This window comes from Phytoactinopolyspora limicola, from assembly GCF_011320225.1.
Classification (GTDB): Bacteria; Actinomycetota; Actinomycetes; order Jiangellales; family Jiangellaceae; genus Phytoactinopolyspora; species Phytoactinopolyspora limicola.
Genome location: NZ_JAAOEN010000001.1, coordinates 278,553 through 292,391, shown reverse-complemented (window position 1 = coordinate 292,391; position 13,839 = coordinate 278,553). Strand labels below are relative to the sequence as shown.

Below are 13,839 nucleotides of genomic sequence, written 5' to 3'. Positions count from 1 at the left end.
CCATGTTGCGGGGACTGACCACGACCACCTTTTTCGCCGACGACCTCCGGGCCGCGCAGGCTTGGTACACCGAACTGTTCGGCGTCGAGCCGTACTTCGTGCGCCCCGTTGAGGGCGACCCGGCGTACATCGAGTTCCGCATCGGCGACTACCTGCACGAGTTCGGTCTGCTCAACAGCAGCTTCTCCCCGCACGGCAGCACGGACAAACCCGGGGGTGTGGTGGCGTACTGGGCGGTCGACGATGTTCAGGCGAGCTTCGATCGGCTGCTCGACATGGGGGCCACGGTCCACCAGGGGCCGATCGAACGCGGTCCAGGTTTTACTACCGCCTCGGTGGTCGACCCGTTCGGCAACGTGCTCGGTGTGATGTACAACCAGCACTACCTGGACATGCTGACGGCTCGGACGGGGGCCTGACATGGACACCGTCATCGCCCGTACCCCTGACGAATGGCGTTCCTGGTTGGCGCGGAACTCGTGTGTCGAGACGGAGGTATGGCTGGTCATCTACCACAAGGACAGCAGCACTCCGAGCATCCGCTATCACGAGGCGGTCGAGCAGGCGCTGTGTTTCGGGTGGATCGACAGCGTGCATCGCAAGAACGACGCCGAGAGTTCCCGCTTGCGGTTCAGCCCCCGGCGTCGGCGCAGCCGGTGGAGCCAGCTCAATCGGCAACGTGCGGCGACGATGACCGAACAAGGGTTGATGACCGAGCGGGGATTCGCCGCGATTGAGATGGCCAAGGCTGGTGGCACCTGGGTGGTGGAGCCGGCCGGGTAAGACGGGTGCTCTACCCGGCCGGCCGGAATTCTCAGGTGGCGTCAGCGGCGGGAAGTGGCTGGCCAGTCTCCAGGAGGGTCTTGAGGCCGCTGATCAGTTCTGGCCAGCCGGTGCTCACCATCTCGCGCATGGTGCTGCCGGGCTCGAAGTCGTCGTGTATCACGGTCAACTTCACCGTCGCACCAAGAGGTTCGATCTCGAAGGTCACTTTCGACCGGCGTTCGCTGGCGAGGGTATCGCGCAGTTCGTCGCTGATGTTGTGTGCGGCGGCCCACTCCGGCGTGACGGCGTGCCACGTATACGAGAGCCGGTGCGGCGGTTCCGCCGCCAGGACTACCTGCTCCGCGTCGGAGAGGGTGACGTCGCCATCCTTCCAGCTCATCGGCGCCCCGGGGGTCCAGTCGGTGACGAACTCCAGACCCCAGTAGCGGCGGGTGAAGGTGGGGTCGGTGAGCGCTTGCCAGAGCCGTTCGGGGGTGGTCTTGATGTAGGTGGTGTAGACGAACTCGGTGTCGCCCATGGTGGCCTCCAATGCGGTTTTGAGGTCGGCGAGGGTGCGCACGCGGTGGCGGTGGTATTGCTGGATCCAGCGCTCGGCGATGGCGTTGATGGGTTCGGCGTTGAGAAAGTGCAGCTTCTCCCGGCCCTGCCGCAACGTGGTCACCAGGTTCGCGGCCTCGAGCACTGCCAGGTGCTTGCTGACCGACTGCCGCGCCATGTTGAGCCCTGAGCACAGATCGCGCAGGTTCTGCCCGTTGTGCTCGTTCAAGCTGTCCAATAGCCGGCGCCGGTGCGGATCTGCCAGTGCCTTGAAGACGTCGCCCATCGCGATCCACTCCATTCATGCAACCGAATGGCTGCATTTCAACAATAGGCAGCCGTTTGGCTGCATGTCAATGGTGTCGGAGTGCGGAACGGGCAAACCTGAGAGCGGCCTCCGTGCTCTCACCCGCCGACGAACTGCTACTCCGGCAGGATCGTGCGCAGGATCTCCGGCTCGACCAGCCCCGCCTCGCCGAAGCGCCGGGCCACCGCCGCGAAGTCCGGTGCCTGCTCGGCCAGCGCGGCAGCCAGCTGACGTGCTTCGTCGAGACGGCCGGCCAGGGCGAGGATGATGGCCCGCCACAGGATGAGGTCGGAATCCTGTTCCGCCACGTTCACGTCGTCCGGCAACTGGCCGACAGCTTCGTCGGGGCGTCCGTCCAAGGCGAGCTCGAACGCCATCACGGTGCGGTGGTAACGCCAGTTGTGCTCGACCATCCGGCTGATCTCGACCAACGGCTCCGGGTGGTCGTCGATCCGAAGGTCGGCGACGGTGTCCCGCCACGGCCGCCCGCTGCGCTCGGCCCGGACCACCAGGATGGCCGCGGAGCGCTGGCCGCGTTCGTCGCCACCGGCCGCTTCCGCCGCTTCGAGTGCGGCGACCAGCCGGCGGGGTAGCCAGCCCGTCGACTTTTCGTAGGCCTCCACCATGCTCTCCCACACCCGAGGACCTCGCACGATGTTCGCCAGCGCGGCGCACGAGTCGCCGACGAGATGACCGGCGGCACTCACACACGCGTCGCCGGTGTAGATGTCGATGCCGCCGTAGGTATCCACCATGCCGACCTGCCGCCGTTCCGGGTGCGGATCGACGCTGCGCAGCGCGCGTAGTGCCTCCGTGGCGGTGAGTCCGGCGCGGAGCGCGTCGAGCCCCAGGTCGCCGTACATGGGTTCACCCATCGATTGGGTAGCCACTAGTCCGTACCCAGGTGCCGCCCAAGGCACGCTGGCCCCCACGGCGAAGGCCTGGGACTGGGTGGCCACGCCCATATAGCCCGTTTCGGGGTCACGCGCGATGATGGAGTACGTCATGCCGCCGACAGTAGACGACGCCGGAGTCCGGCCGGGTGCGCGGCGGGCGATCCGTCAGTCACACGGGAGGTGACCCGATGTGCCGCCGTGTCCCGTCACTCGGTCGATGAGCAGCCACTCGCCGTACCAGGCGAGTTCATAGTCCAGTGACCAGTGCGTACACGACTCGCCTTCGGGTCCGTAACCCGGTGCTTGGATGCTGGTGAACTCTAGCCAGATCTCGGCGCCCTGGGGGGTTTCTTCGATCCAGTGGACCTCGAAGCCGAAGTCGTAACTCGTCTCGACCCCGGCCGCGAAGTCCGCCGCCGTCATCGAACCTTGCAGCCGCGGCGAGAGCTGATCGAAGGCCAGTTGGTAGTCACCGGAGTTGATGCCACCGAAGTATCGGTCCAACGTCTGGGCCACCGCGAGGTGCAGCTCGCTCACGTCCTCGATCTCCGGCAGCTCGGCGTCATCAGGTCCGAGCGGGAGTTCACAGTCGGCTATCTCCGGTGGTGAGAGGAGGTCCGGGCGGGTCAACCGGTCGACGACGAGATCGCTGCGGACCGCGTAGCTCAACCCTTCGGCCTCGACGTCTTTCGCGATGAGCACCCCCACCACCTCACCGGTGGGCCGCAGGACAGGGCCGCCCGAGTTGCCGGGGCTGACGCTGATGTCGAGCTGAATGTTCGGCCACAGGGCGTCGTCGACGCGCGAGACGGTACCCGTCGTCATGGTGAGCGGATCACCGAGTGGGTGGCCGATGACCGCGAGCGACTCACCGGCGGCGACGTCGGCCTCGGTGAGGGTGAAGCGGTGCCCGTCCAGCTCGGACGGTGTTTCGAGGATGGCGATGTCGTTGGCGCCATCGAGGCCGACCACCGTGGCCTGGTGTGTGTGGCCGCCGGCTATCACGGCCACCGACGCCGCTTGATCGACGACGTGCGCCGCGGTGACGATCTGGTGTCCGGAGATCAGGAAGGCCGATCCGACGCCGCTGCCCTCACACGTCGTGGCCTGGACCATCAGCACGCCGGAGCTGACCGTCCGGTAGAGGTCGGCGAAGTCGGCGGCCGGTGGTGGTGGCGTGGGCCCGGTGGTGTCCGTCGTCGCGGGTTCGGTTGCCTCCATGGGGCTAGGAATCGGCGATCCGTCCGGCACGGTCGGCTCAGCCGCTACCGTCGGCGGATCCGAAGCGTCGTCGCGTAGCAGCGCGTATGTAACCGCAGCGGCGCCGCCGAGTCCGAGCACGGTGACCCCGGCGATGATCGCGAGGCGGAAGCGGCGGCCCGCGGACGGTGGAACGGTGACGTTCGCCGCAGGATGACCGCAGGCGGGACAGTAGTTGACGTCCGCACCTAAACGACTCCCACACCGCGAACAGAACACCGGGCCCCCTCGGCCAGCTGCCAGAGTGTTGACGGCGATTCACTCTGAGTCTAGTGGTGCTGTATAGGGCGACCACTATCGGCGAAAACGATCTCTGGTTTATGATCGGCGATCACTACCGACCGCGTCGAAGGGCGGCGAGACCGTGGCCGGACGTCCAATTGGTATGGATCTCGGTACCACTTTCTCCGCGATCGCCTACGTAAATGATCTTGGTAAGCCGGAGATCATCCCGAATCGCGAAGGCGAGTCGATCACGCCTTCGGTCGTGCTGTTTCAAGGCGGTATCCCGTTGGTGGGTTCCATGGCCCGACGATCAGCGGCGACGGCGCCGGATGACGTCGTCCAGTTCCTCAAACGGCAGATGGGCAACCGCAGTTGGAGCTTCGAGGCTAGCGACGGCTCCACCTACGCTGCTGAGGAAGTCTCGGCCCTGATCCTGAGGCGGCTGAAGGACGACGCCGAGCTGCTCCTCGGGGAGGGCAGTGTGCAGGACGCGGTGATCACCGTGCCGGCATATTTCGATGACGCCCGCCGGCGCGCCACGATCGACGCGGGCAGGATCGCCGGACTGAACGTGTTACATGTGATCAACGAGCCCACCGCTGCGGCTTTGGCCTACGGCATCGAGTCCGGCGCGGACGGCACCGTCCTCGTCTTCGATCTCGGCGGTGGCACCTTCGACGTGACGGTCATGCGGGTCACCGGTGGCACGTTCGACATCCTGGCCACCGACGGCGACCGCAACCTCGGCGGCTTCGACTGGGACAACAAGCTGATCGAACACGTCAACCAGCAGTTCACGGCGGCCGGCGGTGCCGACCTGCTGGCTGACGACACCGCGCTGGCCGATCTGCGCGACAAGGCTGAACTGGCCAAGCGGAGCCTCACCAGTATTCCGAAGACCCAGATCGCGGTTACCTACGGTGGTGTGAGCCAGGCCCTGCCAGTAACCCGTGAAGGCTTCGAGAAGCTGACCGCCGGTCTGCTGAGCCGAACCAAGCACATCCTGCAGGAGGCACTTGTCGAAGCCGGTGTCACGTGGCGCGACATCGATCAGATCCTTCTCGTGGGCGGGTCGACCAGAATGCCCATGGTGCGCGAAATGGTCGAGGGCCTGGCCGGCAAACCCGTCGATCGCTCGATCAACCCGGACGAGGTCGTGGCACTGGGCGCCGCTATCCGGGCTCAGCTGAGTGTGGCCGAGAGCGGCACGGCCGGAGCCAACCTGCCCGAGCTGGCTACCAAGGAGCGGATCGTCGTTCAGGACGTCACATCACAGACGCTCGGTGTGATCCTCGTCGATGGTGATGGTCCCCGCGACCCACGGCGAAATTTCCCCGTTATCCATCGCAACACGAAGATCCCGGTGAAGGAGTCTCGTGCTATCGGCACGTTGTATGACAACCAGCGGGAGTTGTTGATCGAGGTGACTGAGGGGGAGGACAGCGACCCCGAGTACGTCACCAAGATCGGAGAGCAGTCGGCACCGATACCGAGCTATCCGAAGAATGCGCCCTTCACCGTCACCTACTCCTACGACATCGATCAGATGATCCATGTTCAGGTGATCGACGAAACGACGAAGAAGATCGTCGCGGACTTCGAGGTGGACAACAGCGCCAACCTCGACCGCTCGGCGGTTGGCGCCGCCGTCTCCCGGATGAGTGACATCGAGGTCGCATGACAGCGCCCGACACCAACTTCTACGAACTCCTGGACCTCGATCCGGAGGCGGACCCGGAAGCCATCAGCGTCGCCATCCGGCGTGAGCGCAAGATCTGGATCCGGCGCCAGAACGCCCCCGACGCCCAGCGCCGAGCCGAAGCGGAGCTGCGGGTGGCCGAGCTCGACGACGCCGAACAGACCTTGCTTGACGTCGAACGGCGACGCGACTATGACCGGCGACTGGACGGGCAGCGCCGACGACGCCAGGGGAACGATGACGGTCCACCGCCGCCGCCTGAACCCGTCGTCGACGTCGAGCAACTGCTCGCCACTGCCGAGGAGTACCTCGACGCGGACCTCCCGCGGCTTGCGCACGAGGTTGCCACCGAGGCTACTCGGGCTGATCGGCGTGACGAGCGTGGTTGGGCCTATCGGGGGGCGGCCTCGGCGCGGCTCGGAGACTACGAGCAAGCCGAATCGGAGTTTCGTGAGGCGGTCCGGCTAAGCCCGCGGAGCGTCCGGTACCTGACCCAATTGATGTACGCCCAGCTCCGGCTCGGCTGGATGGACGCCGCACGCGATACGTTGGCGAGGGCCGAACAGGAAGACCCGGACGATCTGGACGTTCGGCTGGCCAAAGCGCACTTCTGCCTGGCGGTCGACCGTCCCGACGACGCGTACGCCGTGGTCTACGGCTTGGCGCAGATCCGTCCCGACGACGCCGTCGTCCATGGGGTCGCCGCGCACGCACTGCGGGACATGACTCTGGCGCGACTGTCGGTGCCGCAACCGGACTACTTCGTGTACACGAGCCGTCGTCAAATCGACTTTGCGAGAGAGCACCTTCAGCGGGCCCTCGCGCTCCGATTCGACGACGACGAGCTACGCGGTGATATCAACCGTTGGTTGGTTCTTGCCAGTGAGGCTGAGCAGCGAGTATGGGTGCGCGGCGGAGGTGTGGCCGGCATCGGGGCGTTCGCGGTGCTGATGTTCGTCGCGATCAGCGCCGGAGCGGCCGGCGTGGGTGGCGGCGCGACCCTGTTCTTCCTCATAGCAATCTGTGTGCTCGGGGTATGGGTGGCCCGTCGATGGCGACCGCGGTGGAAAGTGAACCGTGATGCGATGCGGTATCGAGGAGGACTCCGATGGGGGATCTGACGCCGGGCGCGGAGGAGCGGCTAGACGAACTCGCGCGGGAGGTCGCTTCGTTGCGAGACCTCTTTCAGCGCCGGTTGTTCGATGACCGCGATCGCCGCCGTCTTTACGACGAGTTGTACGACCAACTGCAGTGGGCGCGCGACGGACTCGCTCGCCAGGTTGTCACCCCCCTGCTGCAGGAACTTCTTCTGGTTGTGGACCGGCTCGGTTCAGACCCAGCGGACGATTTCGTCCGGTCGATCCGCGATGAGTTGGTCGACGTGTTGGAACGGCGTGGTGTGGTGGCCATCGAACCACACGGCGAGCCGTTCGATCCTGCGCAGCACGAGGCGACCGGCACGGTGGAGCTGGCCGACGGACAGCCGCCCGGTGTGGTGATGGCCGTGGAACGTCCCGGCTACGTGCATGGCGACCGGCTGCTGCGGCCAGCACGGGTGGTTGTCTCGCGATCTGGGCCCCCCTCCCCATGATCATGAACACTTTGCCGTGCCACGGCACGGCAAAGTGTTCATGATCATGGGAAGGGGAGTGTCGGTGCGGTTCTGTAGGGTGCCGGGTAGTTCGACCGGTCCGGGCCGGCCGAGCGTCGAGGGAGGGCCATGCCCGTCACGATGCAGCAGACGGAGTTCGGGCCAGCCGCGTATCAAGCGCTGGTGGCAGCCGTACACGAGTGCAAAGCCGCGGACCGGCTGGCGCCGGTCACCGTCCTCGTCCCTAACGAGCGCATCGGTGTAGCCGCCCGCCGGGCGCTGGCTCGTGGGCCGGTCGGCGGGTCGGCCGGGATCGCGGCGCTGCAGGTGCTCACCATCCGGCGGTTGGCCGAGTCCGTGTGCGGTGAGCGGTTGGCGCGGTTGGGCCGGCGCCCGTTGACCGGTCCGTTGCTCGTCGCGGCCTTACGCGCGGCGCTGGCCGACGCGCCGGGTGTGTTCGCGCCGGTGGCCCAGCACATCGGTACCGCCCGAGCTCTGGCCAGGGCGTATCGAGAGCTGCGGCCGTTGTCGTCGGCCATGGTGGACACGCTTGGCGCTGCTGGCGATGTACCCGCCGCCACCGTGCGGTTGTGCCGGCAGCTTCGGCACCGGCTCGCCGAGTCGACGTTCGATGAGGTCGACCTCCTGGAGGCTGCGTATCCGCTGGTGGCCCGGCAGGGTGTGCAGGGCAGCGTCGTCGTCTTCCTCCCGCAAGACGTGGACCGCCCGGAGGCGGCGCTGCTGAGCGCGATCGCCGAGGTAGGCGAACTACGCCTGATCCTCGGGCTGACCGGCGATCCCGCGGCTGATCGCGGGCCGGTGGAGGTTTGTCGCGCGGTGGGTGGCAGCGCCGAGTCCGCTGGTACGCCGCCGCTCGCCCACACCGTCGTACACGCGTCGGACCCGGATGACGAAGTTCGCGAGGTAGCCCGGCGGGTGCTGGTGATGCTTCGGCACTCACCCGGGTTTCGGATCGGGGTGTTGTACGGCACGGCCAACCCTTACGCTCGCCTGGTACATGAGCACTTGGGCCGGGCCGGAGTGGCGGTCTTCGGCCGGGGTATGCGGTCCACCGCGGAGACGAGATTCGGCCGGGCGGCGCTGCGATTGCTGGCGTTGGCCGATCATCAGTTCCGCCGGGACGAGGTCCTCGCGTTCGTGGCGGACGCGCCGGTCCGGCACCGCGGCGCTCCCGTGCCGGCATCGGCATGGGAGCGGATCTCCCGAGTCGCCGGCGTGGTCCGCGGCACCGACTGGCAACGAGTCCGCGAGTATGCCGAGCGTCGTCGTACGTGGCTCGCCGATCAGCCGGACGCCGAGTCCAACCAGCGCAGCCGGGCCGAACGCGGGGCCGAGCAGGCTGAGGCGCTGGCCGATTTCGTCTCGGCCGTCCAGGCGGGGCTAGCCCGGATGTCGGAGGCCACGAGCTGGCGGGAACTAGCGACGGCGATCGCCGAGTTGTGGTCCGCGGTGCTGCCCGTGGAAGACCCCGAGCCGCTGCCACCGGAGGAACGCCGCACCGTCGACCGGATCGCCGGTATCTGGACATCGATCGCCGGTCTGGATGGCCTCGCCGGCCCCCCGGATCTGGCGTTGCTGCGTCAGTTGGTCGAGCTCGAACTCACCGACGATCTCGACCGGGTGGGCCGCATCGGTGAAGGGGTTCACGTTGGTCCGGTATCCGAGGGTGTCGGCGAAGCCGTCGACGCGATCTTCGTGGTGGGTGCGGCCGAGGGGCTACTGCCGGCGCGCTCCACCGACGACCCCCTCCTTCCGGACCGGGTCCGGGCCTTGACCGGCGGCGCGTTACCCACACAGGCCGATCGGACGGCACGGCAGCACCGGCATGTGCTGGCCGCGCTGTCGGCCGCACCGCCGCGCCGGCGGACCGTCAGCTTCCCCCGGGGCGACCTCCGCCGGGGCGGCGCTCGGGTGCCGTCGCGGTGGCTGTTGCCCAGTTTGCGGGCTCTCGCCGACGGCGGCGACGTGGTGGCCACGGCATGGGCGGCGGTGCCCGGACTGGACGAGTCGCCGTCGTACGCGGGTTCCGTCGCCCGCACCCCACACCCGGCCACCGCGCAGGAGTGGAGGCAGCGCGCGGTCATCGACCACCACCCCAGCGCACCGGATGATCCGATCATGACGCGGGCCCGGAGCGGGCGGGCGGCCCGCCAGTCCGCCGAGTTCACCGCGTTCGACGGCAATCTTGCCGGTGAACAACTACCGGACCCGACGGTGAGTGGCACGGTGTCGGCTACCTCGCTGGAGAACTGGGCCCAGTGCCCGCACGGGTATTTCATGCGGCACCTGCTCAGGGTGATCCCCGTCGAGCAACCGGAGGAGGTCGTCCAGATCTCCGCGCTGGACCGCGGGACGGTGATGCACGACATCCTCGAGCAGGTGGTACGGCGCGCCGCCGCCGAAGGCTGGACACCCGGTCCCGGTGAGCCGTGGCCGGAGCGGACGCGAGAAGTACTCGACGAGGCGGCTTCCGCCCGGTTCGCCCAGGCCGAGGCGGAAGGGGTGACGGGTTTCTCGTTGCTGTGGACCGAAGACAGCGCGGCCATCCGCGCCGATCTGCACACGTGGATCGGTGAAGACAACAAACGGCGAGCCGCGGCCGCGTTGGCCCCGATCGCCGCGGAGTGGGCATTCGACGGAGTTGAGATCCCGCTGGGTGACGGGCGGTCGCTCCGCGTCCGGGGCAAGATCGACCGGATCGACCTGGCGGCCGACGGCACCCTCGTCGTCATCGATTACAAAACTGGAAAACCGGACTCCTACCGGGATCTGAACAGCGATCCATGCCATCGGGGTCAGCGCCTCCAGCTACCCCTCTACGCCATGGCGGCTCAGGCCGAACGGGCCGGGTTGACCACCTCTGATCGGCAGATCGGCCCGATCCGTTCGGAGTATTGGTTCACCAGTCGCCGAGGCGGCTTCGAGCGGATCGGGTACCGCGTCGACGACACCGTCGTGGCGCAGGCCCAGCGGGCGCTACGCACCATCGTCGACGGCATCACCGGGGGTACCTTCCTGGCCCGTCCCAACGACACCTCGAACCCGATGTGGACGTGCCGGTACTGCAACCCGGACGAACTCGGTGAGCAGGGCGTCGAGGCAGCGTGGACAGCCAAGTCCCAGGCTCCGGAACTGGCAGCACTGCGGGCCATGCTCGACGGGGAGGCGCTGGCATGACACTCACCGATCAGCACGTACGTGAGCGGATCCGTACCGACCTGTCAACCAGCCTGTTCGTCGAGGCCGGAGCAGGGTCGGGCAAGACCACCGTTCTCGTCGACCGGATCGTCGCACTGGTGGGCAGCGGATTACCCCTGCGTCACATCGCCGCCGTGACATTTACCGAGAAGGCCGCTACCGAACTGCGCGACCGGATCCGGGTGGAGCTGGAACGGGCCGGCGCCGAGGAGGCCGTCGACGAGCTGGACGGTGCCGCCATCGGGACATTGCACTCATTCGCCCGCCGGGTGCTCACCGAACACCCCATCGAGGCAGGTGTGCCGCCGCTGTTCGATGTGCTGGACGAGCTGGGATCACAGGTTGCCCTGGATCGACGCTGGGACGAGTTGCAGACCGAGCTGTTGCAGGACGCCGCCACCGCGCCGGTCCTGCGGCGGGCGTTCGCCGCGGGCGTGACGCTGGACCACCTGCGAACCCTGGTGATCGAGCTGGACCGCAACTGGGATCTCGTCGAGCAGCACTACCCCGAGGTGGAGCGTGCCACCGGCTCGGCGCCGGCTGACCCGCGGCTGCGGCCGGTTGTCATCGCCGACGTGCGAGAACAGGCGGTGGCGTTGCTCGCGCGCCGGCACGAGTGCACCGATGTCGACGACCGCCTCCTCGCCCGGCTGAATCAGTTGGCCGACTGGTTGGACAAAACCCATGAGGCGGATGACGCCCAGCTCATCGAGCTGCTCAGAGGGATACCCAAGGGTGGCAAGATCGGGCGGAAGGGTTCGTGGTCGGGTCCGATCGACGAGATCCGGGCCGCCTTCGGGAGGCTGAAGGATGCCGCCGAACACACCCGCGCCCAGGCCGTCGACGATGTCATGCAGTGGTTGCTGCGCCGGCTAGCGCTGTCCACCGTGGCGGCGGCCGAGCAGCGAGTCGCTGACGGCGCGTTGCATTTTCACGACCTGCTGGTCCTCGCCCGGAGGCTCGTCCGTCAGGTCTCCGCGGCTCGGGAACAGCTCGCCCTGCGGTACCGCCGGCTGCTGTTGGACGAGTCGCAAGATACCGACCCGATCCAGATCGAGCTGGCCGTCCGCATCGCCGGGGGTGCGGATGCGCGCCACGAGGACTGGCAGGACATCGAGGTTCCCGACGGCGCGTTGTTCTTCGTCGGAGACGCGAAACAGTCCATCTACCGGTTCCGGCGGGCCGACATCCGCACCTATCTCGACGCTCGAGACCGGCTGGGCGAAACGGTCTCGTTGACCACCAACTTCCGATCTACACCGGAGATCCTGGGGTGGGTGAACTCCGTCTTCAGCGTGCTGATCACCGAGTCCCCGGGAGCTCAGCCGGCGTATCAGGCGCTGGAGCCGCCGCCGGGCCGTCCACAAGCCGTGCCGGCCGACGGTGCGCCGGTGGTTGTGCTGGGTGGACAGGCACATGCCGACAAACCATCGGCGGCTCAACTGCGGGAGCGGGAGGCGACGGACATCGTCGCCCTCATCCACCGCGCCGTGGAGGACGGCTGGCGGGCCGGTGATCGGCGTATGGGCCTGGCCGACATCACCATCCTGGCACCCACCCGCACGTCCATCTCCGGTTTGGAGGCGGCGCTGGACACGGCCGGCATCCCTTACCGGACCGAGGCCGCCACCTTCGTGTACTCCGCACCCGAGGTGCGTGAACTCATGCGCTGCGCCCGGGCCATCGACGACCCCACCGACGAGCTGGCGGCCGTCACAACCCTGCGCGCACCCATGTTCGGTTGTTCCGACGCGGAGCTGTGGCGGTGGCGCGCCGCTGGCGGATCATGGAATCCATTCGCACCGGCTGTCGCCCAGGGCCGCGTCGCCGATGGCCTCGCCCAGTTGCGTTCGTGGGCCCGCCGCCGATCCCATTTGAGCCCATCCGAGTTGCTGGACGAGATCATCGACCAGCGGCGGGTACTGGAGACCGCGGTCGACTCACCCCGATATCGGGAGACGTGGCGGCGGCTGCGTTTCGTCGTCGACCAAGCCCGGGCGTGGTCCGAAGCCGAGCGGGGCTCGCTGCGCGAATACCTGCTGTGGGCCGAGCGGCAGGCGGAGGATTCCGCCCGGGTCAGTGAGACGGTCCTGCCGGAGACGGACACCGAGGCGGTGCGCATCACCACCATCCATGCCGCCAAGGGGTTGCAGTTCCCATTCGTCATCGTCGCCGGGCTGTCGTCGAAGGGATCCAACCAGCGGCCCACCGTGTTGTGGCCGGAGACGGGCGGATTCGAGGTACGCCTGAACAAAGAGAAAATGGTTGAGACGGCCGGTTATGCCCAAGCGGATCAGCGGGAGCAGGCCATCGAGTACTGCGAACGTCTGCGGCTGTTGTACGTGGCGTGCACGAGAGCCCAGCATCACCTCGCTGTGTCGTTGCACCGCAGAGAAGGCGCCGACTGTCCAGCCGCCGTGCTCAGCACCGCCTGTCTCGATGCTGTCCACGAAGACTGGCATCCAGACCGGCTCCCCGGGCCGCTGCCGGCGGCGACAGAGACCGCGGCGCCGCCGTTGCCGGCATGGCAGGACTGGGTGAGTCAGCACGCCGCCGCCTCCGCCCGCTCCCGGCTCCGCGAGGCGGAATCCGCCACGGATATCGCCCACGGCCGGGCCAGCGCCGAACTCCCTACCTTCGCCCGTGCAGGGCTGGCCAAGCAGCCACGAGATCTCGAGCTGCCGGCCTGGGCCAAGGGACGCTACGGAACCGCGATCGGCCGGGCGGTCCATGCCGTTCTCCAGACCGTCGACCTCGCCAGCGGCATCGGCACCGACGAGTTGGCGGCGGCTCAGGCACTGGCCGAAGGGGTGCCCGACGCGGCGGCTGACGTCGCCGCGGCGGTGCGAGCAGGCCTGGACGCGCCCGTCATCCGGGCCGCGGCGACCGCGCCGCATTGGCGCGAGACATACGTGGGCACGGTGGTCGACGATGTGCTGGTGGAGGGATACGTCGACCTGCTCTTCCGTGATAGCGGTGGCCTGGTAGTGGTGGACTTCAAGACCGACGCCGTGACGTCCGCCGAGGCCGTCGCGGCCTACGAGACGCAACTGGACGTCTATGCCCGGGCGGTCGCGGACGCCACGGGCGAACGGGTCGACCGGTGTGTGCTGCTGTTCCTCCGGCCGGCTGCCGCCGTCGAATACGTCTGCGGCCCCGGCGGCGGGTAACGTCCGAGGTGAGCCGGATGATCGTGCCCGGCTGCTCCGCCGCGGGGGGGCCAGTGTGCCCGGGTGATCGCGAGATCGTGCTCGAAGCTCCTGCCGATACTTGGGAGTCAGCCCGCGGAGGTGGTGTCGGAGGTTAGGGTGGTGCGCGA

At 67.8% G+C, this 13,839-nt stretch carries 10 protein-coding genes; 7 read left to right on the top strand and 3 right to left on the bottom strand.

All coding sequences use genetic code 11. The annotated features are described in order from the left end of the window. Nucleotides 1-2 precede the first annotated feature (2 nt). Together G8760_RS01485 and G8760_RS01480 are read left to right on the top strand one after the other, a co-directional pair. Nucleotides 3-419 carry a VOC family protein gene (locus G8760_RS01485; RefSeq protein WP_166347805.1) on the top strand — a complete coding sequence of 139 codons (417 nt, stop codon included), beginning with the start codon at nt 3-5 and terminating at the stop codon, nt 417-419. A gap of 1 nt (nt 420) precedes the next feature. Further along, complete coding sequence (locus tag G8760_RS01480; protein WP_166345599.1) at nt 421-783, top strand: YdeI/OmpD-associated family protein; 363 nt, start codon at nt 421-423, stop codon at nt 781-783. 31 nt (nt 784-814) lie between these two features. Here G8760_RS01480 and G8760_RS01475 read toward each other — a convergent pair whose 3' ends face one another. The 3 genes from G8760_RS01475 to G8760_RS01465 form a co-directional block, all read right to left on the bottom strand. After that, complete coding sequence (locus tag G8760_RS01475; protein ID WP_166345596.1) at nt 815-1,609, bottom strand: ArsR/SmtB family transcription factor; 795 nt, start codon at nt 1,607-1,609, stop codon at nt 815-817. A 137-nt stretch (nt 1,610-1,746) separates the two neighbouring features. Then, nucleotides 1,747-2,637, bottom strand: coding sequence for a DUF1028 domain-containing protein (locus G8760_RS01470; RefSeq protein ID WP_166345593.1), 891 nt, complete (start codon nt 2,635-2,637; stop codon nt 1,747-1,749). Nucleotides 2,638-2,691: 54 nt separating this feature from the next. Next, a complete protein-coding gene (locus G8760_RS01465) occupies nt 2,692-4,005 on the bottom strand; it encodes a trypsin-like peptidase domain-containing protein (protein WP_166345590.1) in 1,314 nt (437 codons plus the stop codon). Between the two features lie 145 nt (nt 4,006-4,150). Here G8760_RS01465 and G8760_RS01460 point away from each other — a divergent pair, with 145 nt between their 5' ends. The 5 genes from G8760_RS01460 to G8760_RS01440 all read left to right on the top strand — a co-directional run bounded on the left by G8760_RS01460 (nt 4,151) and on the right by G8760_RS01440 (nt 13,690). Beyond that, on the top strand, nt 4,151-5,692 hold the full coding sequence (locus tag G8760_RS01460) for an Hsp70 family protein (RefSeq protein ID WP_207781903.1): 1,542 nt from the start codon (nt 4,151-4,153) through the stop codon (nt 5,690-5,692). Next, nucleotides 5,689-6,831 carry a tetratricopeptide repeat protein gene (locus G8760_RS01455; protein WP_166345587.1) on the top strand — a complete coding sequence of 381 codons (1,143 nt, stop codon included), beginning with the start codon at nt 5,689-5,691 and terminating at the stop codon, nt 6,829-6,831. Before G8760_RS01460 ends, G8760_RS01455 begins: the two co-directional genes overlap by 4 nt. Continuing rightward, entirely contained in the window at nt 6,819-7,301 is a 483-nt protein-coding gene (locus G8760_RS01450; RefSeq protein WP_166345584.1) for a nucleotide exchange factor GrpE, read from the top strand. Before G8760_RS01455 ends, G8760_RS01450 begins: the two co-directional genes overlap by 13 nt. 129 nt (nt 7,302-7,430) lie before the next feature. Then, the gene (locus G8760_RS01445) at nt 7,431-10,499 is read left to right on the top strand and encodes a PD-(D/E)XK nuclease family protein (RefSeq protein WP_166345581.1); all 3,069 of its coding nucleotides are present in this window, start codon (nt 7,431-7,433) and stop codon (nt 10,497-10,499) included. Next, nucleotides 10,496-13,690, top strand: coding sequence for a UvrD-helicase domain-containing protein (locus tag G8760_RS01440; RefSeq protein WP_166345578.1), 3,195 nt, complete (start codon nt 10,496-10,498; stop codon nt 13,688-13,690). Before G8760_RS01445 ends, G8760_RS01440 begins: the two co-directional genes overlap by 4 nt. The last annotated feature ends 149 nt before the right edge of the window (nt 13,691-13,839 follow it).